The sequence below is a fragment of the Flavobacterium sp. GL_143 genome (genome assembly GCF_057834355.1).
This window is the reverse complement of record NZ_CM174401.1, coordinates 1,613,971-1,640,698: the sequence shown is the minus strand read 5'-3', so window position 1 is coordinate 1,640,698 and position 26,728 is coordinate 1,613,971. Positions and strand designations below refer to the sequence as shown.

The 26,728-nt window shown below is 32.3% G+C and carries 29 protein-coding genes; 19 read left to right on the top strand and 10 right to left on the bottom strand.

What is annotated here, in order from left to right:
- Positions 1 to 4: 4 nt before the first annotated feature.
- Both AC3IPI_RS07005 and AC3IPI_RS07000 read right to left on the bottom strand, forming a co-directional pair.
- Complete coding sequence (locus AC3IPI_RS07005) at positions 5 to 2,104, bottom strand: prolyl oligopeptidase family serine peptidase (protein WP_489159218.1); 2,100 nt, start codon at positions 2,102 to 2,104, stop codon at positions 5 to 7.
- A gap of 133 nt (positions 2,105 to 2,237) precedes the next feature.
- Positions 2,238 to 4,445, bottom strand: coding sequence for a TonB-dependent receptor (locus AC3IPI_RS07000; RefSeq protein WP_489158046.1), 2,208 nt, complete (start codon positions 4,443 to 4,445; stop codon positions 2,238 to 2,240).
- Between the two features lie 929 nt (positions 4,446 to 5,374).
- Between AC3IPI_RS07000 and AC3IPI_RS06995 the strand changes: the two genes are divergently transcribed.
- Positions 5,375 to 6,127, top strand: coding sequence for a porin family protein (locus tag AC3IPI_RS06995; RefSeq protein WP_489158044.1), 753 nt, complete (start codon positions 5,375 to 5,377; stop codon positions 6,125 to 6,127).
- Here AC3IPI_RS06995 and AC3IPI_RS06990 read toward each other — a convergent pair.
- Positions 6,122 to 6,730 carry a hypothetical protein gene (locus AC3IPI_RS06990; RefSeq protein ID WP_039113749.1) on the bottom strand — a complete coding sequence of 203 codons (609 nt, stop codon included), beginning with the start codon at positions 6,728 to 6,730 and terminating at the stop codon, positions 6,122 to 6,124. The two genes, AC3IPI_RS06995 and AC3IPI_RS06990, sit on opposite strands and share 6 nt — an antisense overlap.
- A 376-nt stretch (positions 6,731 to 7,106) precedes the next feature.
- Here AC3IPI_RS06990 and AC3IPI_RS06985 point away from each other — a divergent pair, with 376 nt between their 5' ends.
- The 18 genes from AC3IPI_RS06985 to AC3IPI_RS06900 all read left to right on the top strand — a co-directional run bounded on the left by AC3IPI_RS06985 (position 7,107) and on the right by AC3IPI_RS06900 (position 20,493).
- The gene (locus AC3IPI_RS06985; RefSeq protein ID WP_489158041.1) at positions 7,107 to 9,578 is read left to right on the top strand and encodes a bifunctional UDP-N-acetylmuramoyl-tripeptide:D-alanyl-D-alanine ligase/alanine racemase; all 2,472 of its coding nucleotides are present in this window, start codon (positions 7,107 to 7,109) and stop codon (positions 9,576 to 9,578) included.
- A gap of 75 nt (positions 9,579 to 9,653) precedes the next feature.
- A complete protein-coding gene (mscL, locus tag AC3IPI_RS06980; protein ID WP_039113747.1) occupies positions 9,654 to 10,067 on the top strand; it encodes a large conductance mechanosensitive channel protein MscL in 414 nt (137 codons plus the stop codon).
- Between the two features lie 164 nt (positions 10,068 to 10,231).
- Complete coding sequence (locus AC3IPI_RS06975) at positions 10,232 to 11,221, top strand: aspartate-semialdehyde dehydrogenase (protein WP_039113746.1); 990 nt, start codon at positions 10,232 to 10,234, stop codon at positions 11,219 to 11,221.
- Between the two features lie 123 nt (positions 11,222 to 11,344).
- On the top strand, positions 11,345 to 11,866 hold the full coding sequence (locus AC3IPI_RS06970) for an SMI1/KNR4 family protein (RefSeq protein WP_039117003.1): 522 nt from the start codon (positions 11,345 to 11,347) through the stop codon (positions 11,864 to 11,866).
- Positions 11,867 to 11,889: 23 nt separating this feature from the next.
- Positions 11,890 to 12,354: a DUF4265 domain-containing protein gene (locus AC3IPI_RS06965; RefSeq protein ID WP_489158038.1), complete on the top strand. Its 465-nt coding sequence runs from the start codon at positions 11,890 to 11,892 to the stop codon at positions 12,352 to 12,354.
- Positions 12,355 to 12,364: 10 nt separating this feature from the next.
- Positions 12,365 to 13,036 carry a DUF2625 domain-containing protein gene (locus AC3IPI_RS06960; RefSeq protein ID WP_489158036.1) on the top strand — a complete coding sequence of 224 codons (672 nt, stop codon included), beginning with the start codon at positions 12,365 to 12,367 and terminating at the stop codon, positions 13,034 to 13,036.
- 65 nt (positions 13,037 to 13,101) lie between these two features.
- Complete coding sequence (locus tag AC3IPI_RS06955; RefSeq protein ID WP_489158034.1) at positions 13,102 to 13,686, top strand: hypothetical protein; 585 nt, start codon at positions 13,102 to 13,104, stop codon at positions 13,684 to 13,686.
- Between the two features lie 86 nt (positions 13,687 to 13,772).
- A complete protein-coding gene (locus AC3IPI_RS06950) occupies positions 13,773 to 14,309 on the top strand; it encodes a GNAT family N-acetyltransferase (protein ID WP_409417899.1) in 537 nt (178 codons plus the stop codon).
- Between the two features lie 95 nt (positions 14,310 to 14,404).
- Positions 14,405 to 14,773: a DUF1801 domain-containing protein gene (locus AC3IPI_RS06945; protein ID WP_489158032.1), complete on the top strand. Its 369-nt coding sequence runs from the start codon at positions 14,405 to 14,407 to the stop codon at positions 14,771 to 14,773.
- A gap of 11 nt (positions 14,774 to 14,784) precedes the next feature.
- A complete protein-coding gene (locus AC3IPI_RS06940; RefSeq protein ID WP_489158030.1) occupies positions 14,785 to 15,393 on the top strand; it encodes a DapH/DapD/GlmU-related protein in 609 nt (202 codons plus the stop codon).
- Between the two features lie 2 nt (positions 15,394 to 15,395).
- On the top strand, positions 15,396 to 15,809 hold the full coding sequence (locus tag AC3IPI_RS06935; RefSeq protein ID WP_489158028.1) for a tautomerase family protein: 414 nt from the start codon (positions 15,396 to 15,398) through the stop codon (positions 15,807 to 15,809).
- Between the two features lies 1 nt (position 15,810).
- A complete protein-coding gene (locus AC3IPI_RS06930; RefSeq protein WP_086893695.1) occupies positions 15,811 to 16,320 on the top strand; it encodes a hypothetical protein in 510 nt (169 codons plus the stop codon).
- A 29-nt stretch (positions 16,321 to 16,349) separates the two neighbouring features.
- Positions 16,350 to 16,712: a glyoxalase superfamily protein gene (locus AC3IPI_RS06925; protein ID WP_489158026.1), complete on the top strand. Its 363-nt coding sequence runs from the start codon at positions 16,350 to 16,352 to the stop codon at positions 16,710 to 16,712.
- Between the two features lie 168 nt (positions 16,713 to 16,880).
- Positions 16,881 to 17,672 carry a PhzF family phenazine biosynthesis protein gene (locus AC3IPI_RS06920; RefSeq protein WP_489158024.1) on the top strand — a complete coding sequence of 264 codons (792 nt, stop codon included), beginning with the start codon at positions 16,881 to 16,883 and terminating at the stop codon, positions 17,670 to 17,672.
- Positions 17,673 to 17,679: 7 nt separating this feature from the next.
- Positions 17,680 to 18,210, top strand: coding sequence for a GNAT family N-acetyltransferase (locus tag AC3IPI_RS06915; protein WP_489158022.1), 531 nt, complete (start codon positions 17,680 to 17,682; stop codon positions 18,208 to 18,210).
- A gap of 34 nt (positions 18,211 to 18,244) precedes the next feature.
- Positions 18,245 to 18,931: a DUF6058 family natural product biosynthesis protein gene (locus AC3IPI_RS06910; RefSeq protein WP_489158020.1), complete on the top strand. Its 687-nt coding sequence runs from the start codon at positions 18,245 to 18,247 to the stop codon at positions 18,929 to 18,931.
- 17 nt (positions 18,932 to 18,948) lie between these two features.
- Positions 18,949 to 19,740, top strand: a complete 792-nt coding sequence (locus tag AC3IPI_RS06905; protein ID WP_489158018.1) for an arylamine N-acetyltransferase family protein — start codon at positions 18,949 to 18,951, stop codon at positions 19,738 to 19,740.
- A gap of 24 nt (positions 19,741 to 19,764) precedes the next feature.
- Entirely contained in the window at positions 19,765 to 20,493 is a 729-nt protein-coding gene (locus tag AC3IPI_RS06900; protein WP_489158016.1) for a carbon-nitrogen hydrolase family protein, read from the top strand.
- 5 nt (positions 20,494 to 20,498) lie between these two features.
- On the opposite strand, the gene AC3IPI_RS06895 is transcribed toward AC3IPI_RS06900, so the two are convergent.
- Genes AC3IPI_RS06895 through AC3IPI_RS06865 form a run of 7 tightly spaced genes read right to left on the bottom strand, consistent with a single transcriptional unit; the run spans position 20,499 to position 26,621 of the window.
- A complete protein-coding gene (locus tag AC3IPI_RS06895; protein WP_489158014.1) occupies positions 20,499 to 21,521 on the bottom strand; it encodes a hypothetical protein in 1,023 nt (340 codons plus the stop codon).
- The gene (locus AC3IPI_RS06890) at positions 21,499 to 23,127 is read right to left on the bottom strand and encodes an NAD(P)/FAD-dependent oxidoreductase (RefSeq protein ID WP_489158012.1); all 1,629 of its coding nucleotides are present in this window, start codon (positions 23,125 to 23,127) and stop codon (positions 21,499 to 21,501) included. Before AC3IPI_RS06890 ends, AC3IPI_RS06895 begins: the two co-directional genes overlap by 23 nt.
- Positions 23,102 to 24,622, bottom strand: coding sequence for a polyamine aminopropyltransferase (locus AC3IPI_RS06885; protein ID WP_086893688.1), 1,521 nt, complete (start codon positions 24,620 to 24,622; stop codon positions 23,102 to 23,104). Before AC3IPI_RS06885 ends, AC3IPI_RS06890 begins: the two co-directional genes overlap by 26 nt.
- Positions 24,615 to 24,830, bottom strand: coding sequence for a DUF350 domain-containing protein (locus tag AC3IPI_RS06880; RefSeq protein WP_086893687.1), 216 nt, complete (start codon positions 24,828 to 24,830; stop codon positions 24,615 to 24,617). Before AC3IPI_RS06880 ends, AC3IPI_RS06885 begins: the two co-directional genes overlap by 8 nt.
- An 11-nt stretch (positions 24,831 to 24,841) precedes the next feature.
- Positions 24,842 to 25,021: a hypothetical protein gene (locus AC3IPI_RS06875; RefSeq protein WP_489158009.1), complete on the bottom strand. Its 180-nt coding sequence runs from the start codon at positions 25,019 to 25,021 to the stop codon at positions 24,842 to 24,844.
- Position 25,022: 1 nt separating this feature from the next.
- Positions 25,023 to 26,255, bottom strand: coding sequence for a DUF4178 domain-containing protein (locus AC3IPI_RS06870; protein WP_489158007.1), 1,233 nt, complete (start codon positions 26,253 to 26,255; stop codon positions 25,023 to 25,025).
- Positions 26,256 to 26,258: 3 nt separating this feature from the next.
- Positions 26,259 to 26,621 carry an S-adenosylmethionine decarboxylase family protein gene (locus AC3IPI_RS06865; protein WP_489158005.1) on the bottom strand — a complete coding sequence of 121 codons (363 nt, stop codon included), beginning with the start codon at positions 26,619 to 26,621 and terminating at the stop codon, positions 26,259 to 26,261.
- Positions 26,622 to 26,728: the final 107 nt, after the last annotated feature.

Below are 26,728 nucleotides of genomic sequence, written 5' to 3'. Positions count from 1 at the left end.
TGTATTACTTTTTTGGTAATGCTTTAAAACCCATATTGTACAATGTAAATGCCTGAATATCGACATTTTCCTGAATTGTAGCTGCTACAGATTTTCCTGCTCCGTGTCCTGCTTTTACATCGATACGAATTAAAACTGGATTGTCTCCTGTTTGTTTTTCTTGTAATTCGGCTGCAAATTTAAAACTATGTGCTGGTACTACTCTATCATCATGATCTCCTGTAGTTACCATAGTTGCTGGGTAATGAACTCCATTTTTTACATTATGAACTGGTGAATATCCTTTGATGTATTCAAACATTTCTTTGCTATCCTGAGCTGTTCCGTAATCGTATGCCCAACCTGCTCCTGCTGTAAATGTATGGTAACGCAACATATCCATAACTCCTACTGCTGGTAAAGCTACTTTCATTAATTCTGGACGTTGTGTCATTGTTGCTCCAACTAATAATCCTCCGTTTGATCCTCCGCGAATCGCTAAGAAATCTGAAGATGTATATTTTTGAGCAATAAGATATTCGGCTGCTGCAATGAAATCATCAAATACATTTTGTTTTTGCATTTTTGTTCCTGCATCATGCCATTTTTTTCCGTACTCTCCTCCTCCACGAAGATTTGGAACTGCAAATACTCCACCGTTTTCCATCCAAACTGCATTTGCAATACTAAATGATGGTGTTAAGCTTGCATTAAATCCTCCGTAACCATATAAAATAGTTGGGTTTTTACCGTCTAATTTTAATCCTTTTTTATAAGTGATCATCATTGGTACCTTTGTTCCATCTTTTGAAGTATAGAATACTTGTTTTGATTCGTAATCGGCACTTTTGAAATCAACTTTAGGTTGCTGATAAATTTCTGATTTTCCAGATTTAACATCAAATGAGTAAATTGTTCCTGGAGTTGTGTAATTTGTAAATGAATAATACACTACTTTATCTGCTTTTTCTCCGCTAAATCCACCTGCTGTTCCTAACGCTGGAAGTTTTATTTCGCGAACTAATTTCCCTGTATAATCATATTGTTTTACTGCAGAAACAGCATCTTTCATATAATTTGCAAAGAAATATCCTCCTCCTGTTGATGGCGAAAGTACATTCTCTGTTTCAGCGATGAAATTTTTCCAGTTTTCTGGTTTCGGATTACTTACATCAACTGTTACAATACGCTTGTTTGGTGCATTTAAATCTGTTTCGATAAATAATTTAGTTCCTTCATTTTCGATAACATTATTATCGCTATTAAAGTTATCTACGATAGTAATAATTGGACTATTTTCTTTAGATAAATCTTTAATGTATAACTCATTTCCGTAAGTTGAGTTTGCTGCCGTAATCACCAAATACTTCATATCATCGGTTACTGAACCTCCAACATATCTTCTTTTTTGGTCAAGTCCAAAAACAACTTTATCGTCTTTTTGTGGAGTTCCTAACTTATGGAAATACAATTTATGCTGATCTGTTTTAGCAGATAATTCGCTTCCTTTTGGTTTCTCATAACTAGAATAGTAAAATCCTTCTTTTCCTTTCCAGGAAATTCCGCTAAATTTCACGTCTACTAATGTATCTTCTAATACTTTGCGAGTTTGAGCATCTATGATAATTACTTTTCTCCAATCACTTCCTCCTTCAGAAATAGAATAAGCAGCTAGAGAACCGTCTTTACTAAAATCTAATCCTCCTAAAGATGTTGTTCCGTCTTTTGAAAATGTATTTGGGTCAAGAAAAACTTCATCTTTTCCGTTTACTCCTTTTTTATAAATTACAGATTGATTTTGTAATCCGTTGTTTTTAGAATAATATGTTGATTTTCCTTTTACAAAAGGAGCTCCAATTTTTTCATAGTTCCATAATTTCTCCATGCGTTTTTTCAACTCATCACGAAAAGGAATTTGGTCTAAATAGGCATATGTAACTTTATTTTCTGCTTTTACCCAAGCAGCAGTTTCAGCAGATTTGTCATCTTCAAGCCAACGATATGGATCGTTTACTTTAGTGTCAAAATAGGTGTCAACTGTTTCTCCTTTTTTAGTATCAGGATACTTTATTGCATTTGATTTTTGACTTTGTCCAAACGCAACAGTTGTAGCGGTTATAGCCATTAGAATACTAATTTTTTTCATTGTTATAATATTACTGTTTAAAACAAAAATAGTTATTTTTTCATTGGTATTGTTATAAAAAGCGCCAACTACATCGTTGGCGCTTTTAGAGATATTTTTAAAACTTATTCTCTTACAAATTAAAGTTTACTCCTAAAACTACGTTGCGTCCTATGTTAGGAATTCCATCAGTTTTTAATCGGGATAAATGCGCGATGTACTTTTTATCGAATAGGTTGTTTCCGTTTATATTTACATCAAAAGCCGTTTTACCCAACTTTACTGTTCCTCCAAATCCTAAGTTAAGTAGCGAATATCCTTTAGAAGCTGTTTCGAAACCACTTACATTGTCTTGGTTAAAAGTTGAACTTACATTTAAAGTAGCAAACCCATCTTGGAACCAGTTATTAATTTTAAACTCTGTTCTTATCGTATTGTTCCAGTTGTTTGCAGGAATTAATGGCAAGTAATCTCCATTTTGTTTTTTACCTGTAACGGTTTCAAAACTAGTTTCGAAATGCAACCAATCTAAAGGATGTGGATGAAAGTGTAATCCGATTTCTCCACCATATAATTTGGCATTATCCTGAACATAAGCAAATACATCATTCTCATCTAAAACATCTCCCGTAGGCGAAGTATAAATGTAGTTGTTTACGTGATTATAAAACCCATTTACGAAGAACTCAAAATGACTGTTTTTATATTCTAAGTTTAAATCCGTTTGAACATTTTGTTCTGTTTTTAAAGTGCTATTTCCTATTTCGTAACGGTTTGTTCCTTCATGAACTCCGTTTGATGTTAGTTCTGCCAAGTTTGGCGCTCTAAATCCCGAAGCAACATTTAAACGCATGGTTAGGTTATCGGCAAGGTTGGTTTTGTAACCCAACGATGCATTAAAACTATCAAACGATCTGTCTAATGCCTGGAAATATCCTTCTTCTCCCTCAACTCCGTGCGCGATTGAAGTTACATTACGGTTATCAAAACGCAAACCTGCTTGCAATACATTGCTTTTCCACTCATAATTTGCCGTTCCAAAAACACCAAAATCATTTGTTGTAGCATCTGGAATTAAATATTCTTCTCCCGAATTTGCATTGGTTTGGTGCATTCCCTGAACTCCAACAATAGTTTCAATTTTACCCATTTTAGGCAAATGGTATTTAGCATTATAATTAAATGTTTTCAGTTTCATGTGTAATGAAGCTTCATTACTATCCTCAAACTCACTTCTGTCATTTGTGATGTATCCTAAATCAACATCTAGTTTTGAATTCTGAAAAAAGAAAACATTGTTTAAACTCAACAAATGATTAAAAACTCCTTGTCTTGGAAACTCCGTATTTTTACTTGTGGTTTGTTCTCCAAATCCTTCTTCTGGCATTCCTAAATCTAGCTTGTTATAGTTGTAACGTAAAACACTTGAGAAACTAGAATTACTATATCCGATTCCGGTTTTAAAATCGGTTTCGTTATAACGGGTATTTGTTACACGGTCACTATCTCCTGCTTGGTAATCAGAATGTGAATTGAAACTTCCTCGAGCCAAGAATTTCCAATTTTCTGTAGATGTTTTTAATCCGATAGAAGAATTACTTCCTTGTGTATTGGTGAAATATTTCTGACTGAAATTAGCCTTAAAATCTCCTGCATCGGCAAATTTTTCTGGATTAAAATATAAAACTCCTCCTAAAGCATCTGAACCATATAATAAAGATGCTGGTCCTTTTATAACCTCAACACTTTCTACTCCTGCATCATTTAATCCTAAACCATGCTCATCTCCAAATTGTTGGTTTTCTAATCGTACTCCTTGCGAATATACCAAAACACGGTTTCCGCTTAATCCTCGAATTACTGGTTTCCCTATAGAAGTTCCTGTAGAAATTTGAGAAACTCCTGGTATTGTTGCCAATCCTTCTATTAATGTCGAAGTTCCTTTTTGTTGCAATGTTTTAATCGTTTCATGTTCCACTTTCATTACATTTTGCGATTGCAATTTGCTAAAAGCCGTAGATACAATTACCTCATCCATTTCAAAAGCTGCTTGCGAAAGCAAGATATCGAGTGTATTCTCTTTTAGTAATTTTTCGATATTTTTATTTTGAGTTGTAAAACCTACAAACGTAAATGCGATACGCAATCCTCCATTCGGAAGATTATTCAACGTATATTTTCCGTTTTCGTCAGTTGTAGTTCCTTTATGCAATTCGGGAGCATAAACCGAAACTCCCGGAACTGGTTGATTTTGTAAATCGGTTACGGTTCCAGAAACTGTATTTTGGGCATTAATCAAGCCCGAAAACCCTAAAATTAGGGCAATTATTATTTTTTTCATTGAAAATGATGCTATAGTTAGATTATTTCTTCCTTTAAAAACAATCAAAAACCAAAGTATAAATACGCTCAATAACTCCGATAACTATCAGAATTAGTAAACCATTTTTACTATTTTGAATTGTATAAATAAAGATTGTTTTTGATTTTAAAGAAAACCAAAACAGGGTAAAACGTTGTATTCCGAAACTATTCGGATACTAAAAATCTAAACTATGGGCGGACCTCGGAGTGAGTACAGACTTCCGGAAAATGAAATTGCTGTTTCCGAAAAGGTAAAGGAATAAGGGATTTCATCATGAAAAACAGGCAACTGAAAAGTAAATTTTTCAGGTGTAATATAACTGCTTATCGCAAAATGACATACATAGCAATAATCGAAATTATGGTGCTGATGCGTTATTTCGGTATTTGTTACGTTATACTCGTGATGACATTGTTTTTTTGAAAACTCTTGTACAATATGCTCATAACTATGGAATGACTGAAACAGCATTGAGAACAATACCGTCATCGTCAAAGAAATACTTATTATGAGTTGTTTTCTTTTCATGCCCTGCAAAGGTATAAAAAACATATAAGCGAAATGAAATAAGCAGGAGAAGAATTATTTAACCGCAAAGGTCGCAGTTCCGAAATTTCGAGATGAAATTGCTTCGCCTGTTCGCACTTTCAGGCTCGGGTCGTAGCTTATTTTCATTGTTTCACGCAGATTTTACAGATTTAGGCAAATCTAAGCCGATTTAATTAGTGAAAAATCTGTGCAGATCTGCTCAAATCTTTTTAGATCTGCGTGAAACAAGAATTTGCGAATTCGCGACAACATTTTTAAAATCCATTTAATCCCTAAAATCTGTGGCAAAAAAATTAACCACAGTCAAACCACAACTGAAACACTCAATATCTTATATTTGTAAAGTGAATATCAAAATGCAAAAACTACCTATACTCTTGGAACAATCATTAAAACCAAAATCCAAAATGCGATTATTTTTTAGTTGTTTATTTTTAGTATCGTTTCTGAATGTCTTTTCTCAGGAAGAGAAAGCTCCTGCTCCAGAAACTCCAAAAGTAAAAATTGATTCTCTGTATCGAGAAGATCAGTTTTATTTTGCAATTACCTATAATGCATTAGCAAATGCTCCAGAAGGATTGTCGCAAAAGAAATTTTCGGCAGGACTTAATTTTGGTTTTTTAAGAGATATGCCTATTAATAAAAATCGTAACGTATCTATCGCCACAGGTTTAGGATTTAGCTATAAAAATTACTTTCAAAATCTTGCCATAACTGGTACAAACGACGCTCCTGTTTATAATGTTGTGAATTATTCTGATGTTAACACAAACAAATTCACTCAGTATTTAATTGATTTACCGATTGAGTTTAGATGGCGAACTTCTACTTTTGAGAGTTATAAATTTTGGAGAATTTACGGTGGTGTAAAATTTAGTTATCTTTTATTCGATCGCTCTGTTTACAAAGATTCTGAGCAAAAAGTGGTCATTAAAAACAATAAAGATTTCGAAAAAATACAATACGGAGTTTATATTTCATCTGGTTTTAATACCTGGAATATATATGCTTATTATGGTTTAAACTCTTTATTTAAATCGGCAAAAACTCCTACGGAAGATATCGATATGCGAACAATGAATATTGGTGTAATTTTCTATATTCTATAACCAGAAAAACGCAAACATCAATTGTGGAATTATCCCAATAAGTAATCCTATAACAAGTTCTTTATTGGTATGCGCATTCATTTCCAGTCGGGATGATGCCACAAAACCATTCATTAAAATAAAGAAAGCAACCCAATACATCATATTTGGCACTTGAAGGTGTCGGTACAAACCAATTGCAAAAACGGTTAATCCGCTTATGGCTATCATGTGCAAACTGGCTTTTATTTTGCAAAAAGATAAAATCAACGCAATTATTGTACTAAATAATGCGCCTAGAAAAAAGAAATGCAACTCTGGATAACGCATAATTACCACACTGCGTTTTACTAGCAAAATGATTAAAAAACAATGAAGCACCAACGGAATCTTACGTTGGGAGGTTTCATTAATCATAATCGAATCGACATTTCCTGTAGAACGAAGCAACAAGAAAAACAACATAGGAACAAAAACCGTTATAATTAATATCTGAAAAAGAATAAAGATTTTTTCCTCATTTACAAATATATCTCCTTTAAAGAAAAGGTAAAACATACTCGCATATATCGAAATAAATAATGGATGAAATACATAAGAAAATATCGGAAGAATCTTTTTCAACGGCTTGGATTTATTGTCTTGAACAAATATAAAAAAATATATGACTTTGTATAAAATGCTCAAAATTTTAACAGCAACTAAAAAGGGAACGCGGATGACGCGGATTCGCCAAGGCGAAAACACGGATTAAAACGGATTTTTTTCAATTGTTTTAAAAAATCCGTTTTTATCAGCGTCTTTACTTTAGTAAATCCGCGTCATCCGCGTTCCCTTTTCCAGACAATCTTTTACAATTTTAAGAAAATATTAAAAACTCTTTTTTACCTTTAATGTTTCAAACAACAATATGTTTTTCTAACTCATCACAATTGCTATTTCACATTTTGCATAAAACATTTTACACAAAAACATCCAACATAAAATACCTCACAATATAATGCCTGTAAATCTTAAAAGTCTAATTCAAATACTCCATGCCAAATGGATTGGAGGAAATTCAGATATCAATATCGATCATATTTCTATCGATAGTCGCTCTTTACAAAACGGACCTAAAACTTTATTTTTCGCTTTAAGCGGACCTAACAATAATGCTCACGATTACATTCCTGACTTAATAGAGAAAGGCGTTCATAATTTTGTAGTAACACAAATTCCAGAAAACTATACACAAAGAGCCAATTATATAGTTGTCGAAAATTCATTGTCGGCTTTGCAGGCAGTTGCAGGTTATTATCGTGGCCTTTTCCATTTCCCTATTATCGGATTGACCGGAAGCAACGGTAAAACGATAGTAAAGGAATGGCTAAATTTCTTGCTAAGTCCTGATCACAACATTATAAGAAGTCCAAAAAGTTACAACTCACAGGTTGGCGTTCCGCTTTCGGTTATTGCAATAAATGAGAAACACAATCTGGGGATTTTTGAAGCAGGGATTTCAACGGTTTCTGAAATGGACAAACTAGAAAAAATCATCAAACCTACTATCGGGCTTCTTACCAATATAGGTTCGGCACATGATGAAGGTTTCTTAAATCTTGTACAAAAGATAGATGAGAAACTACTTTTGTTTAAAGAAACTCCTGTAATTATTTATCAGAAAACTGAGGTTGTTCATTCTTGTTTAACACAATTTGCTGCCGAATATCTGCTCGATTCCAGGAAGTTATTTTCTTGGAGTTTTACCGATAAAAATGCCGATGTTTTAGTTTCTACAAAAGAAACTCATGACGGGAATACACGAATTCGATATGAATACAAGGATGAATTAAACGAATTTACCATTCCGTTTCAGGATGATGCTTCGATAGAAAATGCTATTTCTTGCCTAATGGTTTTGTTGTATTTAAAATACGATTCGGCTACAATCCAGAACCGCATGCATTTATTGTATCCAGTAGAAATGCGTTTGGAAGTAAAAAACGGAATCAACAACTGTAGCATAATCGATGATAGTTATAGTTCTGATTTTCAATCGTTAAAAATCGCATTAGACTTTTTAGAAAGTCAAAATAAATTCAAAAAGAAAACCGTGATTTTGTCGGATATTCTTCAGAGCGGATTTACTAATGATGAATTATATTCGAAAGTGGCTCAACTTATCGAGTCTAATAAAATAAGTCGTGTTATTGGTATTGGCTCGACCATTTCGGCTTATAAAGATAAATTTACCAATTGTATTACATTCCCTAATACAGCCGAATTTATTGCACATTATGAATCTTTGGATTTTGAAAATGAAACCATTCTTATAAAAGGAGCACGATCGTTTCAATTTGAAGAAATTGTCGCATTACTCGAAGAGAAAACTCATGAAACGATTCTTGAAATTAACCTCAACGCTATTGGTCATAATCTTAATTTCTTTAAATCTAAAATAAATCCAAACACCAAAATGATGGTGATGGTAAAAGCATATAGTTATGGTAATGGCGGACTAGAAATAGCCAAATTGCTTGAACATCATAAGGTAGATTATTTGGGTGTGGCTTTCGCCGATGAAGGAATCTCGCTTAAAAACGGCGGTATCAAACTACCAATTATGGTGCTTAATCCCGAAACAACCACTTTTTCGGCTATTATTCAGCATCAATTAGAACCTGAAATTTATAGTTTAAAAGGATTGAATGCTTTTTTGAAAATTGCAAAGGAGAAGAAACTACACCATTTTCCGATTCATATAAAACTAGATACCGGCATGCATCGATTGGGTTTTGAAGACAATACCCTCGATGAATTAATCGCTACTCTAAAAGGAAATACAAACGTTGAGGTAAAAAGTGTTTTATCTCATTTGGCAACTAGCGACGAACAAAAACATTTTGGCTTTGTTCTTTCTCAAATTGATTTATTCGAAAAACTATCTTCTAAATTAGTAAAGGAATTAGACATTAACCCAATTCGTCATATCCTGAATACTTCCGGAATTAGTAATTTTCCGCAAGCACAATACAATATGGTGCGTTTAGGGATTGGCTTATATGGAGTTTCTAATGATCCTGCAGAACAAAAATACCTGGAAAACGTAAGCACATTAAAATCAATAATTTCGCAAGTAAGGACTATTCCTGCTGATGACAGCGTAGGTTACGGACGTCGTTTTATGGCCGAAAAAGAAACTCGAATCGCTACAATACCAATTGGCTATGCTGATGGTATTGCCAGACTTTGGGGTAACGGAGTAGGATTTGTAACTATCAAAAATCAAAAGGCTCGAATAGTAGGAAACATTTGTATGGATATGCTTATGGTCGATGTAAGTACTATTGACTGTAAGGAAGGTGATGATGTAATTATCTTTGGCGAAAGCCCAACTGTTATAGAAATGGCACAAGAATTACGTACGATTCCGTATGAAATCCTAACCAGTATTTCGCAACGGGTTAAACGTGTGTTTTTCCGTCAGTAAATTAGTACTATTTATTTTATAGAATTATTATTATCTTTGAATACTTAAATTAATAACAAATAAAAAAGAACGAGTATGGGATTTTTTGCAGATTTTAAAGCTTCTTTATTGAAAGGTGATGTACTGAGTTTAGCTACTGCTGTAGTTATTGGTGGTGCATTTGGAAAAATTGTTGGTTCTGCTGTAGATGATATTATTATGCCAATTGTTGGTCTACTTACTGGTGGGATAGATTTTACTCAAAAATTTATTACTCTGGATGGAAATTCATATACAACTTTAGCTGCTGCTAAAACCGCTGGTGCTGCTGTAATTACTTACGGAAATCTGGTTCAAGCAATAATTAATTTTGTAATTATATCATTTTTTGTTTTTATAGTTTTAAGAGCTGCTGAAAAAGCAAAGAAAAAAGATGTTGCTCCTGCTGCACCAGCTGGACCAACTCAAGAAGAATTACTTACACAAATTAGAGATTTATTAAAAAAATAATCCGCTACACTATTGTCTAACTAAACCGTTCAAAATCTGAACGGTTTTTCTTTTTTGTTGCAAATGTAACATTTTGTTATTTTTTGTGAACCCGCTTGTTTTCAACTTCATTATACCTATTTTTGCACTTCAAATAACAAACATTCACAATAAAAAATATAAAAATGAGAATAGCGATTGTAGGCGCTACCGGTATGGTTGGCGAAGTAATGCTAAAAGTGTTGGCAGAAAGAAATTTCCCTGTTACAGAATTAATTTTGGTTGCATCTGAGAAATCAGTTGGAAAGCAAATCGAATATAAAGGAACTAATTATACGGTAGTTGGATTACAAACTGCTGTAGATCTTAAAGCAGATATTGCTATTTTCTCTGCAGGAGGTGAAACTTCATTAGAGTGGGCTCCAAAATTTGCAGCAGCAGGAACTACAGTTATCGATAACTCATCGGCATGGAGAATGGACCCTACAAAAAAATTGATAGTTCCAGAAATCAATGCTTCTACTTTAACTAAAGAAGATAAAATTATAGCAAACCCAAACTGTTCGACTATACAAATGGTCTTAACATTGGCTCCTTTGCACAAAAAATACGACATTAAAAGAATCGTTGTTTCTACTTACCAATCTATCACTGGAACTGGAGTAAAAGCTGTGAAACAATTAGAGAATGAATACGCTGGAGTAAAAGGCGAAATGGTTTATAAATATCCTATTCACAGAAATGCGATTCCACATTGTGATAGCTTTGAAGAAAATGGATACACCAAAGAAGAAATGAAATTGGTTCGTGAAACACAAAAAATTCTAGGTGATAACACTATCGCTGTAACAGCAACTGCCGTTCGTGTTCCTGTTGTTGGTGGTCATAGCGAAGCGGTAAACGTTGAGTTTACAAATGATTTTGATGTAAATGAAGTACGCGAAATTTTACATCATACTGATGGTGTTGTAGTTCAGGATAACCTAGACACATTTACATACCCAATGCCACTTTATGCCGAAGGTAAAAATGATGTTTTTGTAGGTCGTATTCGTCGTGACGAAAGCCAACCAAATACTCTAAATATGTGGATTGTTGCCGATAACCTAAGAAAAGGTGCTGCAACTAATACAATCCAGATTGCTGAATATCTTGTTGCTGCAAAACTGGTTTAAAACCTAAAATTATATTTTAACAGAAAGCCGTAATCACGATTTGTGACTGCGGCTTTTTCTATTATAAAACATTATTCTCAACAATAAAAAAGCCATATCTTAGCTATAATAAATAAAAAACACATGAACTTCGAGAATTATAAAATAATCCCAAACTATAACACAAACAAAACCGACTTGTTTCTTGCCGAAGAAGAAGATATTGAAGCTTGTGAGCAAACACTAAACGTCAGTTTTGATGATGATTATAAAGAATATGTTCTAACGTACGGAAGCGGAATCCTTGGCGGAACTTACGTAAGGATATATCTTCCTGAAACAATTGTCATGACTATGGCTGAGTGGAAAAGTCGAATTACCGAATATTGGTTTTGGGATGAAGGAAAAGATGTCCTGACGAAAGAGGAAGTTTTATCCCGAGACTTCGGTACCGTAAGAATTGGAGATACATTTGATGGAGATGAAATTATTCTGTATAAAAGTGAATATTACATTTTGCCAAGAAATAGTGAAATGATATACAAAGCAGGAAAAACGCTCGAAGAAACTATAACTTGGTTGTGCTCCTCAGGGATTTTGACCGAAGCATTTACCGAAAGAGAATTTGAACCTTTTGACCCAAGCGAATGGGGAGATAAATTATAATAAAACAATAGCATTTAAATAAAATGGCAGAAGAACAAGACAAATATGTCAAAATACTTTTTAGATTTTTCAGTGAAATCCTTAACGAATCAGCTGTAGAAACTATATGGGCAACAATTATCAATGCCGAAAAAGGATTATATAAGCTAGATAACATTCCGTTTTACGCACCTGTTTCTTGCGAAGATGTAGTACTTGCAGAGTTTGATGAGAATGAGCAAAAATTAACCTATAGACAAACAATAGAACATTCAGGAAATTCGACTATTCAGGTTGTTGTATTGGATAAAACTATTTCTACAGATGATATTCGTATGATATTTGACCATTTAGGATGCGAATCTGAAAAGTTCAATGAAGGATATTTTGTAATGGAAGTTTTATCAACCGTAAAATATGAGCCAATCCGAGAGAAACTAAATGAGTTACAAAATGATGGTATTATAGATTACGCCGAACCGAATTTATCTAATAATCATTGGTATTAAGATTAGTAAAATGAGAAACGTCGAAGAATTAATAAATAAAGAAGATCCAGGTTGGCCAATTGTAACGGAATGGATTAATGATGCCAAAAACAAGATAGAAATCCTAGCCGTTGATAGTGCAAAAGCAGAAGAAGCATTGTATAAAACACAGGTTTCTACACGTTCGCCAATGGGCGCTATTATTTTCAGCACTGGTGGAATATTAGTTGATAATGGCTGGATTAGAATCCTTGGCTCAGGAAGTGAGAAACTAAATCGTTCATTACCCGATTGGAATGTTGGAAAATTCACAGAAGAGTTTGGAGAAAATCCGAGATTATTATTAATTGCTGATGATGCTATTGGAGGTTTTTTCATTTTGAATGGAGGTGATTTAGGAAGTGATTTGGGGAATATATATTATTTCGCTCCAGACACTCTTGAATACGAACCACTAGAAATAACATACAGTGAGTTTTTATCCTTTTGCTTTAATAATGATTTGGATGAATTTTATAGAAATCAAAGGTGGGAAAACTGGAAAACTGAAGTTTCTAAATTAGATGGGAATAAGGTTTTTAATTTCGTCCCATTTCTTTGGAGTAAAGAAGGCAAAGACATAAACAAGAATAGCCGTAAAGAAATTCCAGTTGAAGAACAATTCCGTTTTAATATTGAAATGAAAAAGCAATTGACGGAATAAAAAATAGAATTGCAACTATAATCAAATTTAATCATAGCTGTATATCTTCTAAACAATAGAGAATCATGTCAAAGGTTATACTAATTATCTGTTTATTTGTTTCCGTTTCTATTTGGGGACAAAACCAAGATACTATCTATAATAAAGCAACTGAATATTTAAAAGCGAATGAAATTCAGAAAGCAATTAGACTCTACCAGTTTGCAAATGATATTCATCCTAGAACGGAATTGGGCCTATGCGCATTAGAAAAAGTAGACTCATTAAGACCCATCGTAAGAAAAAGGGTAACAGATAAACTCATTGGTAATTGGAAGATGGCAGATTCCGAATCTAATTGGATAATAAGAGAAGATAACTTAGTTGCTAAAATGATGACTATAGATTCAGAAGAAATTAAATTTCTTGAATTATATAAAAATTCAAAAGAATGGACTCTAATCAAAACTGAAAAACTAAGATTTCTAGACAAAGCAGGAATCGATTTAATGTATACAGAAGTAGTATACTCAAACAAGGAAATATGGGATTATACCATAGATGACGATTCCGGACTATTATCCATTAGTTATACAGGTGAAGAGACAGATACAGGAAGAACTGAAATGGTATGTGGAATTACTCGTACAAATTACTTCCGACTCCAATAATTCGATTAAATAAACATTAACAATTATTTATTTTGACCTGATTCTAAAAGGAATTAATTTAGTAAAAACTTATTTATTACCAATCCATGGAATCTATTATACTCGAAAAAGTAACAATCGCAGATATTGAAAAACTGCAAAATATCGGAAGGCAAACTTTTTTAGAAACTTTTTCATTGCCTAATACTGAGGAAAACATGAACAATTATTTGTCCAGTAGTTTTGCCTTTGATAAACTTAAAAAAGAAATTGAAAATCCAGATTCCAAATTCTTCTTTGCAGTATTGAATAATGAAGTTATTGGATATTTAAAGGTGAATTCTGGAAAAGCACAAACAGAATTAGGAGATAATAATGCCTTAGAAATAGAACGCATTTATGTTTCAAAAGAATTCTTAGGCAAAAAAGTTGGGCAACTTTTATATGACAAAGCGTTACAAATTGCCAAAGAAAAAAACGTAGGTTATGTATGGCTTGGCGTTTGGGAAGAAAACCATAGAGCATTAGCTTTTTATAAAAAAAATGGCTTTGTCGAATTTGACAAACACATTTTTAAATTAGGAAATGACCCTCAAACGGATATAATGATGAAACTGAATATTGATTTTTCTGCCACAGATTAAATGTATTAAAAGGATTTTAAAAAGCTTTGTGACCTTTGCGTAAACCCTTGTGTCCTTTGCGGTTATTTTTTTTACGGATAAAACAAACACACAAAATGAGTTTAGAACTTGATAATTTCTACATAAAACAAGAAGAACCTAATAAAGGTTGTTTACTTGCTTTACGACAAATTATTCTTTCGCAAGATTCTGAAATCACTCATACATTAAAATATAGTATGCCTTTTTTCTGTTACAAAGGAAAGATGTTTTGCTATTTGTGGGTTCATAAAACAAATAACAAACCCTATCTAGGCATCGTCGAGGGAAAACACTTTGATAATCCCGAGTTAATAGCCGAAAAACGCTCACGGATGAAAACAATGTTATTTGACCCAAATGAAGATTTACCTATTGATATCATAAAAGCAATAATTGAGAAAGCAATTGGCCTTTACAAAAGTGGAGAAATCAAAATAAAATAAATTAGATTGAAATGATACATATTGATGATTATATAAACGATTTTTCTTTACTTTTCTCTAACCTAACCAACTTACAACCTTGGAATATTACCGATAATCTTAAAGGAATTATTGAAAAAGCAATTCTAACTCTTGACGATAATTACACCATAAAAGACAACGTTGCTATTCATAAAACCGCAAAAATCGAAAATGGTGTTACAATAAAATCGCCAGCAATTATTGGTGAAAATTGTTATGTTGGCGCACATGCCTATTTTAGAGAAGGCGTTTATCTTGGGAATTCAGTAAAAATAGGTCCCGGTTGCGAGATTAAAAATAGCATTATATGCTCGTTGACAGCTATTGCACATTTTAATTATATAGGAAATAGTATCATTGGTAGCAATATCAATTTTGAAGCTGGTTCTATCGCTGCCAATCATTATAACGAAAGAGTTATAAAGAAGATTTCGATTTTGCATAATGATGAAATTATCGAAACGGGAAGCGAAAAGTTTGGTTCATTGGTTGGAGATAATTCCAAAATTGGAGCAAATGCTGTATTATCGCCCGGAACGATATTAAAAAGAAACACAATCGTAAAAAGACTCGAATTAATTGAACAAGTAAAAGGATAATTATGCCGTTTGTTAGAATAAGTTTACCCAAAAAATTATCGCAAGAAACCAAAGAGAACATTTCAATCTCGATACATGAATCTTTAATTCAGGAATTCAATATTCCGCAAGATGATTATTTTCATGTAATTGAAGAACTGGAATCTACCCAAATTAAATTTCCTAAAAGTTATCTTGGAATTACCCATTCTGAAAACATTATTTATGCTCAAATAACCGCTGGACAAGGAAGAACAAAAGAGCAAAAAACAAAATTATATGCCCAGATTGCAACTAGAATTTCGAGTACAACCGAAATTCTAAAAAGTGATATTATTATAATTTTACTGGAGAATAATGGAAGTGAGAACTGGTCGTTTGGAAACGGGGAAATTCAAGAACAAAAACATTTAAAACAATTAAGCAACAATCAATAAAATGGACAATCACCTAAGACAATTAATTTCAATCGAATTTGAAGACAGAAAAGAAATATTTACTGGTTTTCTTATCGATTATACCGACGATTGGATTTTATTAAAAAATAATCCCGTTGACTTTATAATTGATGGTTATGTAATTTTAAAGAACAAAAACATACAATCTATTACTCGAGATAGCGATAATGTATTTACAGAAAGTGTAATTAGACTGAAAGGCTTAAAAACCAACTCAGACGAAATAATTCCGCTAAGAGATTTATCTTCTATTCTTACCTTTATAACAAACAAATATGAGATTTTCCAGATTGCAAAAAAATCGGAGAAAGCCGTTTATCTTGGTAAGTTAATAAAACTGGATGAGGAAGAACTGGTTATCGATTTTCTTGAAACAAGAGGTAAATTTGGTGGTGAACTAAGTTTTAATCCAAATAAAATAAGAGTGATCGAATTTGATACTGATTATATCAATTCGTTAAAACTTCTTGTTAATGAAGGAAGAAAGTAATTTGTTATAGACCTAAAACAAAATCAATCATGGCAATTATAAGACCTATTTTTAGAATTTTTGATTATAAAAAAGCAGTCGAATTTTATGTTAATTGGCTTGGTTTTGAAATTCTTGACGAACATACTTTTGAGGAAAATTCGCCATTGTATATTCGAGTTTCACTCGGAGATATAGAAATTCATTTGAGCGAACATCACGGAGATTGTTCGCCAGGAGCAAAAATAGTTATTGAAGATTTTGTTGGTTTAAAAGACTATCATCAAAAACTGATTCAGAAAAACTATAAATACAACAAACCAGGAATTGAAAAAGCTTTTTGGGATAAAACTATTTACTATGTAGAAGTTGTTGACCCTTTTGGTAACAAAATAATATTTACTGGAAAATAATTTCAACACATAGAAACATAGTTTTTTAATGTATTATAAAGTTTCACTCTTACATTAAAACACAATAGAGTAACTATGAGAAAAAGCATAGCTTTCTTATTTATCTCTTTTTAGAAAATTCATTCTATGTTTCTATGTGTTAAATAAAAAACATAAAACTAACTTACAATGAAATTAAACTTATATCAAATAGACGCATTCACAGATAAAATATTCGGAGGAAATCCAGCTTGCGTTGTTCCATTAGAAAGTTGGTTGCCAGATGAAATCCTTTTAAAAATTGCACAAGAAAATGCCGTTCCCGAAACTGCTTTTTATGTTGTTAATGATAAAAGAGTTCACTTGCGCTGGTTTACACCCGAAATTGAAATGGATTTATGTGGTCATGCAACTTTGGCTACTGCACACACTTTAAAATCGATTCTTAATTATCCCGAAAACACCATCGTATTTGATACTTTAAGCGGTGAACTAATTGTAACCGTTGATAAAGATGTATATACTTTGAATTTTCCGTCTAGAAAACCTGTTCCAGCTGAACTTCCAGAAATTATAAGAGATTCATTAAACATTCAGCCTAAAATGGTTTTAAAATCCAGAGATTATGTCTTAGTCTATGAAACCGAACAAGAAATCAAAGACATCGTAATCGACAGACAAACTTTTGATAAAATAAATCTTGATCCAGGTGGTGTTATAGTAACGGCAAAAGGAACTCATTGCGATTTTGTTTCGCGATTTTTCACCTCACAATCTTCAATTTTAGAAGACCCCGTTACAGGTTCAGCCCATTGCTCGTTAATACCATATTGGAGTGAACAACTTAGCAAAAAAGAAATGCATGCCAAACAATTATCAGAAAGAGAAGGCACATTGTATTGTGTCGATAATGGAGATAGAGTTTTAATAAGCGGAAAAGCTAAAACCTATTCTACAGGAACATGCTGGATAGAACAATAAAACAATTATGGAAATTATAATACGACAAGAAAATAAAAATGACTACCCAAAGGTTTTCGAAATCATTGAGGAAGCATTTAAAAATGAAGAATATAGCGACCATAAAGAACAGTTTCTAGTCGAAAAACTAAGAAACTCGGATGCGTTTATTCCTGAATTATCACTTGTTGCCGAAGTTGATAATGAAATAGTCGGTCATATTTTGCTAACCAAATTACAAATCGAGAATGAAGATCAAACATTTGATTCTCTTGCTTTGGCTCCAGTTTCGGTTAAACCAGAATTTCAAGGAAAAGGAATTGGCGCAAAATTGATTATGGAAAGTCATGCAATAGCAAAAAAGCTAGGCTACAAATCGATAATCCTTTTGGGACACGAAAACTATTATCCAAGATTTGGATATGAACTAACAAACAAATACAATATCGAAATGCCATTTGATGTTCCAGCAGAAAACTGTATGGTAATTTCGTTAACCGAAAACGGATTAGATGGCGTAAGCGGAAAAGTGAAATATCCCGCAGCTTTCATGGAATAATTTTAAACGCTATAAAACTATAAAACCAAATGAAATGAAAGATTTAAATTTAAAATACATTTCAGAAAATTATATTGAACTCGAAGAGATATCAAGAACAACACGTCTTTCCGTAGATAAATTACATCAGCTTATTGATGCTAAACTTATACCCGAACCTTCGTACACGATAAATTCAGAAATAACAATAAGTTCTTCTTTAAATGACAGCTATAAAACTACTATCATTAGAAAATACTTTCCTAATAATATTTTGGAACTTATAAAAGCAAATGCTGAAAAAACAAATGCTGATGAATTCAAAACAAAATTCAAGAAAAATCTATTATCACATTTAAAAAACCACGACCATAAAACGTTTGCTTATGGGAATGTTTTTGATGAAAATCAAAAAATAGACAGCAATAAAGTCAAAGAAGCTCTGGAAGAAGAATGGGATTATTACTGCAAAGGTGTTTATGGAATTTGTACTATAGACAATAACGAAAATGCCATAATCGAAAAAGAAATTGCTGTAAAAAGAATTCTCGATTTTATCGAAAATAAATCTCCATTATTAACTCCTGAAGAAAAGATAAAACTAGAAGAACTAAATGCTGAATTTAATAACACGGCAAGTTCCTTTGCTCCATATCAACGAGAATCAAGTAGTAGAGGTAAATATCTAGACAAGCTCCTAAAAGAATTTTCTCTGGACGAATTAATTAAAAAATACGATTAATTAAAACTTATAACGAGATGACAAAACACGCAAAATCAAACCCGATAGATTCAGATAATTTTGTTTTACAAGATTATTTGGACAGAATTCATTTTGTTGGCGATGTTAAATCAAATATCAAAAGCATAAGTAAATTAATGCAATGTCAGTTATTCAGTATTCCTTTTGAGGACTTAGATGTTCAGGCGGGAAAAACTATTTCTCTGGCAGGAAACGATATTGTCGATAAACTCATTAATCGTAAACGTGGTGGGTATTGTTATGAACTTAATGGTTTGTTTGCTCTGGTGCTCCAAAAAATGGATATTTCGTATCGTTTTGTTGCTGCTCGTCCATTGGTAAATCCTGGCGAGAATCCTAAAACGCATATGGCAATTATTGTTACGCTTGAAGGAGAAGAATATCTGGTCGATTTAGGCTTTGGTGGCAACGGAATAAGAGAACCTCTAAAACTAAATGATACTACAGCTGCACAACAAGGCACAGAAACATTTGCTTTAGCAAAAGCAGAAAACGGCGATTACCTATTGCAAACTTTATTGCGTGATGAATGGAAAAACCTCTATTCCTTTGATTTATCTCATCAAGACTGGATTGATTTTAAACCCGCCAATCATTATAACTCAACACATCCGGATTCTTTTTTTACACAAAATCTTGTTGTTGTTTTACAAAATCCTTTGGGCAAGAAAATACTATTTAGAAACACATTCAAATCTATAGAAAACGGAGAAACTAAAAGTTATACTTTCGAACCAGAAAAACTAAAAGATATTTTGGCAACTGAGTTTAATTTGGAGAAGTTATAGTGATTTAAAAAAAACAGAAACCATATGAAAATTTGCGTAGCACAAACAAAACCAGTTAAAGGTGATATTTCGCTAAATATTAAAAACCACAAAACGCTAATAGATTTTGCTATTTCTCATAAAGCTAATGCAATATTCTTTCCAGAACTGTCTATAACAAGCTATGAGCCTGAGCTGGTACAAAACTTAGCAACCAATCTAGACGATGAAAGATTTGATGATTTTCAGGAAATAAGTAATGCAAATAATCTAACTATTGGTATTGGCGTTCCAACAAAATCAAACGAGGGAATTTTGATCAGTATGATTGTTTTTCAGCCTAATAAATCCAGACAAATATATTCAAAACAACAATTACATACAGATGAACTTCCTTATTTTGTCTGTGGCAATAATCAACTTATTTTAACCATTGACGGAATCAGAATTGCTCCTGCCATTTGTTATGAATCTTTACAATCCAGCCATTCTGAAGAAGTTAATAGACTTGGTGCAGACATCTATATTGCAAGCGTTGCTAAATCTCAAAATGGTGTCAACAAAGCTGCTGTACATTATCCTGATATTGCAAAAAAATATAATATGACCGTTTTAATGTCTAACTCCGTTGGTCCTTGTGATGATTTTGAATGCGTTGGGAATTCAGCTATTTGGAACACTAAAGGGGAATTACTCGCTCAACTTAATGCTACACAAGAAGGAATACTCGTTTTTGATACCGAAACACAGGAAGTTATAGAACATGTGGTATAACACGATTAAGATTTCTTAGACTTCCATATAAATCCATCGAGTAAGTAATGTGTAAACTGAGGCACAGTTAACAACGGAACAATTACAAATTGCCAACTAGAAAAATCATAAGTCTTGAGTGAGAAGTTGTCATTCCATACCAAAATCTCCCATAAAAATTCTTCTGTAAATGCTATTACTAATAGAATCAAGATATAAACAAGGATTGCATTATAGCTTTTTAAATAATTGAAAACTCCCGAGTTTGAGCCTGTCTTGTTTTCGATTTCTCTAAAGTAAACCAGTGCCATATAAGGAATTCCGTGAGAAACTACATTTAATAAAGTAAAAATAAGATAATCATTAAAATAAACAACCCCAAAATACCATGAAAGTGCCGTTCCTAGAATAATTGCGTTTTTAGGAACATTAAAAAATCTATTCGTTATACTTTTATAAACCGTATAGATTACGTAAATCGTTATAATAATGACATAAACCCAGAATAATACTTCTAATAAGAATGTGTTATGGAAACGAAAAAACTCATTTTCGACAAACCAATTAAATTTTCTTTCTGAAGAAAAGAACCAATACAACATCGGATAACCTGTTGAAGCATAAATAGCACAATTATCTATACAAACCGAAAGTCTTGTTTTCTCTTCAGTCCTAGCATATAATCGCATAAAACCATATTGTTGCCTTATAAAATGAAAAACTGCCACATAAGCTAAAAAGGACCAAAATACTAGACTTCCAAAAGAGAAAAGAATTATACCAATAGCAAAACAAATTGCGGGTAAAAGCAATAATCTTTTCTTGTTTTTCCTGAATTCATCGGCTACAAAATAAGTTTTAAATAAAGTTGCATAAACATGAGCCACATCGATAAAAACGATTAAAAAAAGCCACGTATAAAATGAGTACTCATTTTCAATTTGTGTAATATAATCTTGAAATAAGAAAATAATAGCCAACACAAAAAAAGACGGGCCAATGATAAAAATCAGATCTGTTTTGGCTTTATGAATCCAAGGTTGTTTCATCTAAAATTTGGTTTACGACATTAATTCCGTGATGGAAAGCTTCTTCAAAAATTGATATTCCAGATAAATCTGTATGAGCAAAATAGATTGAATTCTTAATACTTCTTGAAGCTTCTTTTTTAGCCTTTCCAAAAATAAACTCAGGTACAGGACTAATCATCCCATGCCCCAATAAAAAAACTTCCATTTCTTCGGTACAATCTTCGATATCAGGATGTGCAATTTTTAAATCATCAAAAACAAATTGTTTCCAATGTTCTTTATTTTTTTTATAGAGTTCTTTTCGCGATTTTCTTAAATCGGAAGAAGAAAAACTATAATAATATGTAATTACTTTTTTGGTCTGAATCTGGTTTAAGGATTGATGCTGATCATAAATATACCCTAATCCATTTGCACCATAAATAACATTGTCCCAAGAGAGAGGAAAACTAAAATTATCGGATAAATTAGTCAAAGTTAAAGTCGCTAAAAGCCACGGTGTGTAATGAAAATCTTTTGTATATTCTTTGCGATCTTTAATAAGATATTGATTTACAAACTGTGGTGTTGCCATAATCACTTTATCAGCAATAATTTCTACCGATACTTTTTTAATGTCGTCAAATGCTTTGGTGATAACCTTATTGTTTTCGACTTTTACTTCATAAACCAAATGATTTTTCAGCCTTTTTTCATTGGTATACTTTTTTAAATGTGATGTTAATCTGGCATTTCCTTCTGGCCAGGTTAAAACACTTTCTTTTTTATCAGGACTGGCATCTTGTTTTCTTCCTGCAAAGTAGTGAATTCCGGCCCAGGCAGAAACATAATCTATTCCTAGTCCGAAATCATCTTTACAACAATAATCAATATAATTAAAGAGCGGTTCTGTTTTAAAATTATTCGCTTTAAACCATTCTTTCATAGTGATTTTATCCAAGCTTCTGGTTTCAATATCTTCAGAAGAAAATTGTAACGGAATATCAAATAGGTATTTCCCGTCTTTTCCTTTTCCTTCACGAAAAGCATCCATTAATTTAAAAAATTGTTGAAATTCCAAATCCTGATCTTTAGAATTCCCTTCTTTAGGAACGACTCCATCTTGCCAGTTATTCTTATAAAACAAACGTTCATCAGGAGCAAAAGACAATTGTAACTCATCAAAAACAGGAAATCCTTTCTGATCGTATCCTACTATAATTTTCTCTTCTTCTAAAAATTGTAATAATTCTTTATCCTTAAAATTAGGCAATGGCAAATAATGTGCTCCTAAGGGAAATTTAGAATATTGATTTTCCCCATTGGAAGAATTCCCTCCCAAATGTCCTTCTAATTCAACCAGAAGAAAATCTGAAATTCCTTTTTTCTCAAATTGTCTAGCAGCACTTAAACCCGAAATCCCTCCTCCCACAATAAGATATGGAATATGAATTTGACTGGTTGGTTCCGGAAAGTCTTTAATCCAAAGTCGATGTCCTAAAAGATGATTAGTTCCCGACAGCCGAATTAATAAGTGGATTATTTTATCTGAACAAAATTGTAAAAAAGGGATTAACAACAAAGAAGCACCAATTCCTTTTACAAAATTCCGCCTTGATTTACTGTAGTTTTCCCCATTCTTCATCAAAATAACGTACTAAAATTTGGTTGTCTAAACGATTGATTTCAATTTCATTTGAGATCATATCTTTGGTAAAATAATTAAATCTATCAAATTGATAATTATAGAATTTTAACCCCGGAGCTTTTCTATTTACCTGATTAAAAGTAGTGCCAAATCCATTAATTGCGATTGTATAACCCCATTCTCCAAACGAAGGCACATAAGCATGATACGCATCGACCTGAGGAAAAACCTGCATCACGGTTTTGTTGATACACCAAAATGATTTTGGAGCAAAATAAGGGGATGTAGTCTGGATGACAATAGCTGCATCGGGTTGCGAAATACTTTTTATCGTTTGATAAAAATTAAGAGAGTATAACTTTCCTAAACTATAATTAGACGGGTCTGGAAAGTCGATAATCACTACATCAAATTTTTCCTGACAACTTTTTGCCCAAATGTATGCATCTGTATTAATGATTGTTACTTTTGGATTATTAAGCGAGCCTTGATTAAAACCTGTTAATATTTTATTGACTTTAAACAACTTTGTCATTCCCTCATCCAAATCAACTAAAGTAACTTTTTCTACTTCTTTGTATTTTAAAATTTCGCGTACTGCCAAACCATCACCGCCACCTAAAACTAAAACATGCTTTACACTTTTGGCAATAGACATTACAGGGTGAACTAAAGCTTCGTGATAGCGATATTCATCGGTAGAACTAAATTGTAGGTTGTTATTTAAATACAACCGGTAATCGCTCTTATTATGCGTGAGAACGATACGCTGATATTGGGTTGAATTAGTGTAAATGATATTCTCGCCATAAAGCTTTCCTTCTGAATAAGACAAAATGGAATCCGAAAAAACAAAAACACCTAATAAAATTAGAAATGAAGTAACTGCTTTTGCTTTTAAGAAATAACCGTTCTTTAATTCTTTTTTTAGAAGAAAACACAAGACAATTGCAATACTTACATTAATCATTCCGAAGAATAATGATGTCCCCATAATTCCTAACTTCGGAACTAAAACTAACGGAAAGAGTATCGATGCCAATAAAGCTCCGATATAATCAAAAGTAAACACATTAGAAACCAAGTCCTTAAACTCTACTTTATCTTTCAAAATATTCATTAGTAACGGTATTTCTAATCCGACTAAAAAACCTGTTACAAAAACAAGGAGATATAAAACGAATTGAAAATACTCGACACTTTCGAACAATAAAAACAAAACAACAGAACTCAATCCTCCAATTAGTCCAACTAATATCTCGATTTCAACAAAAGTATTGAGTAAGTTTTTATGAAAAAACTTTGAAAAGAAAGAGCCTATACCCATTGAAAACAGGTACACTCCAATAATAAATGAAAATTGTTTTACTGAATCTCCTAATAAATAACTAGCCAGAGTACCCGCAACAAGCTCATAAACAAGCCCACAGGTAGCAATAATAAATACTGCAAACAGCAATAAAAATTCAAATTTAAGAAACTTTTTACCCATGAATTGCGGCACTTATAATCATTGAGATACCAATGATAAATGCTGCAAACACAATTGCAACAGCAATATTATTCTTCTGAGTTACTTCTTTCCATGTATTCTCAGGAGTAATTTTTTCGATTATAAAATAGGCAACCAATAAGATTACGATTCCTACAAGAGAAAAAATGATTGAGTTAACGATAGGTTGTAAATGTATTAAATCCATACTTTATAAGTTTATTTATGATAAAAACGGTTAACGGAACTACGATTTCCTGATGTACTATATTTTTCTGTTATTTCGCAATCGCAGATTCTATTTCCTGAATAAGCGAAATACAAATAAGTTGCAAAGCAAAATAGTCCTATTGCTAATGCGGCTAAATTATTCTTTATAAAATCTAAAAATTCTTTCATATTACTCGTCTTGATAAGGTGAATAATCGCTATACTCCCATCTTTTCTTTTCAAAATTTATTTTACAATATCTAATAACAATAAAAACAACTATCATAAACCCAATAACTATCCATACGTTGTAAAAGGATGGTTTGTTCCAAACTGCGTTTACTTTTATTACATTATTGCTTATATCCTCAGGAGCTTTTTGTGGAGTAATTACAAAATGGTATTTTCCTGCTTTAACTCCGCATATATTAAACTCTACCGATTGGTCTCCTTCGGTCCAATTTTCGCCATCTGTATAGCCATGATAATACTCTACGTCTTTATTAGCATGTAATTCCTCATTTGTATTTTCATCGACCAAGGCAATATCTACGTTTGCCCAAGAATTATCTACATCAGAAGATACACGAATTGTCATAGGAGCAGATCCGCCTTTTAAAACAAACGAAGAACCAAAGATTTCTTTGTTATTAAATTCATTAAATGTGGCTTCCTTATAAAACACACTTTGTTCTGATTGATCTTTATATATAAGCCAGTTAACACATACAATTATTAAGACAACGAAACAAAAAATTATTGCTGTATTCCGTAAATCAAAATAATATGGTCTCGTAATATTTACACCCGTCTGGTATGGTAAATTAACCGTAGGAAATCCTTTTCTGATTTCACTTTTACTTATATACTCTCCAAGAAAGGCAGTTTCAATACCATTAATTTTTTCAACAGAAATCATTAACGGAGGGTTAATATATTCTACCATATGAATTTTATAGACAGGCAACGAGAAATCAAAATATCCCTGAGCATTTTCTATATCCACATCGCAATATTCATAAATATCAAATACAATCCCGTTATGAGTTACTATTTCAGGATGTTGTTTTGCATTAAATTGATCTTCTATTTCGGTTAAAAAGATCCAGTTTCCATCAGATTCAGAAAGATAAACCAAATCTCCTTTTGGACTTTCCAAAATGTATTCTGTCCAATTATAGCTTTGAGATACTTTCTTAACTATTGCGGCAATAACGGTATATTCTATTCCTTTAAGAATTCCTTTATCTCCAATTTTAAAAGCAAAATCATTTACTTCAGGTTTAAACTTTGATTTTAAACGAAGTTGTCCATCGCCATCAGATGAATATAAACTATGACAATTAGGGCAAACAAAATTTACGACTTCAAAACCAACTTCTAAATCGGTAACGGTATTACAACTGAAACATGGAACTTTCATATACTAACGATTAATTTCAAAATCTTTTATAATTGTTCCTTCAAAATAATTGATATAATCGGCCATAACGTCTCTTACTTTTTTAGAATTATCTTGCTGATAATTACACAAATAAACATCTAAAGTTAACTGATTATATTCTGGCCAAGTATGTATACAGATATGAGATTCTTTTAAACAAAATGAAATAGTAAAGCTATCATTATCGAAATCATGAACAATAACACCTACTTTTTCTAATTGATAAGCCTCCAAAATTGAATTGGTAACAGTAACAAAACCATTGCTATCCTTTAATTTTTGAACTTTATCTACATGTAGGGTTACCAGTTTATGCAAACCTGGTGAATAAGGGGGTAAATCCATTAAAATATTTATATACGCCCCAAATGTATAATAATTTTTGGATAATTTTAACAAGAAGGATATGATTTGAATTCTCCATACAATTACCTAAAAGACCCCAGATTCTA

Coding starts and splice junctions, on each gene's coding strand:
- AC3IPI_RS06925 (WP_489158026.1), top strand. CDS start 16,350: ATGGCAATTATAAGACCTATTTTTAGAATTTTTGATTATAAAAAAGCA.
- AC3IPI_RS06900 (WP_489158016.1), top strand. CDS start 19,765: ATGAAAATTTGCGTAGCACAAACAAAACCAGTTAAAGGTGATATTTCG.
- AC3IPI_RS06930 (WP_086893695.1), top strand. CDS start 15,811: ATGGACAATCACCTAAGACAATTAATTTCAATCGAATTTGAAGACAGA.
- AC3IPI_RS06920 (WP_489158024.1), top strand. CDS start 16,881: ATGAAATTAAACTTATATCAAATAGACGCATTCACAGATAAAATATTC.
- AC3IPI_RS06940 (WP_489158030.1), top strand. CDS start 14,785: ATGATACATATTGATGATTATATAAACGATTTTTCTTTACTTTTCTCT.
- AC3IPI_RS06995 (WP_489158044.1), top strand. CDS start 5,375: ATGCAAAAACTACCTATACTCTTGGAACAATCATTAAAACCAAAATCC.
- AC3IPI_RS06890 (WP_489158012.1), bottom strand. CDS start 23,127: ATGAAGAATGGGGAAAACTACAGTAAATCAAGGCGGAATTTTGTAAAA.
- AC3IPI_RS07000 (WP_489158046.1), bottom strand. CDS start 4,445: ATGAAAAAAATAATAATTGCCCTAATTTTAGGGTTTTCGGGCTTGATT.
- AC3IPI_RS06910 (WP_489158020.1), top strand. CDS start 18,245: ATGAAAGATTTAAATTTAAAATACATTTCAGAAAATTATATTGAACTC.
- AC3IPI_RS06865 (WP_489158005.1), bottom strand. CDS start 26,621: ATGGATTTACCCCCTTATTCACCAGGTTTGCATAAACTGGTAACCCTA.
- AC3IPI_RS06955 (WP_489158034.1), top strand. CDS start 13,102: ATGTCAAAGGTTATACTAATTATCTGTTTATTTGTTTCCGTTTCTATT.
- AC3IPI_RS06935 (WP_489158028.1), top strand. CDS start 15,396: ATGCCGTTTGTTAGAATAAGTTTACCCAAAAAATTATCGCAAGAAACC.
- AC3IPI_RS06915 (WP_489158022.1), top strand. CDS start 17,680: ATGGAAATTATAATACGACAAGAAAATAAAAATGACTACCCAAAGGTT.
- AC3IPI_RS06870 (WP_489158007.1), bottom strand. CDS start 26,255: ATGAAAGTTCCATGTTTCAGTTGTAATACCGTTACCGATTTAGAAGTT.
- AC3IPI_RS06985 (WP_489158041.1), top strand. CDS start 7,107: ATGCCTGTAAATCTTAAAAGTCTAATTCAAATACTCCATGCCAAATGG.
- AC3IPI_RS06970 (WP_039117003.1), top strand. CDS start 11,345: ATGAACTTCGAGAATTATAAAATAATCCCAAACTATAACACAAACAAA.
- AC3IPI_RS06905 (WP_489158018.1), top strand. CDS start 18,949: ATGACAAAACACGCAAAATCAAACCCGATAGATTCAGATAATTTTGTT.
- AC3IPI_RS06885 (WP_086893688.1), bottom strand. CDS start 24,622: ATGGGTAAAAAGTTTCTTAAATTTGAATTTTTATTGCTGTTTGCAGTA.
- AC3IPI_RS06975 (WP_039113746.1), top strand. CDS start 10,232: ATGAGAATAGCGATTGTAGGCGCTACCGGTATGGTTGGCGAAGTAATG.
- AC3IPI_RS07005 (WP_489159218.1), bottom strand. CDS start 2,104: ATGGCTATAACCGCTACAACTGTTGCGTTTGGACAAAGTCAAAAATCA.
- AC3IPI_RS06965 (WP_489158038.1), top strand. CDS start 11,890: ATGGCAGAAGAACAAGACAAATATGTCAAAATACTTTTTAGATTTTTC.
- AC3IPI_RS06880 (WP_086893687.1), bottom strand. CDS start 24,830: ATGGATTTAATACATTTACAACCTATCGTTAACTCAATCATTTTTTCT.
- AC3IPI_RS06895 (WP_489158014.1), bottom strand. CDS start 21,521: ATGAAACAACCTTGGATTCATAAAGCCAAAACAGATCTGATTTTTATC.
- AC3IPI_RS06875 (WP_489158009.1), bottom strand. CDS start 25,021: ATGAAAGAATTTTTAGATTTTATAAAGAATAATTTAGCCGCATTAGCA.
- AC3IPI_RS06945 (WP_489158032.1), top strand. CDS start 14,405: ATGAGTTTAGAACTTGATAATTTCTACATAAAACAAGAAGAACCTAAT.
- AC3IPI_RS06960 (WP_489158036.1), top strand. CDS start 12,365: ATGAGAAACGTCGAAGAATTAATAAATAAAGAAGATCCAGGTTGGCCA.
- mscL (WP_039113747.1), top strand. CDS start 9,654: ATGGGATTTTTTGCAGATTTTAAAGCTTCTTTATTGAAAGGTGATGTA.
- AC3IPI_RS06950 (WP_409417899.1), top strand. CDS start 13,773: ATGGAATCTATTATACTCGAAAAAGTAACAATCGCAGATATTGAAAAA.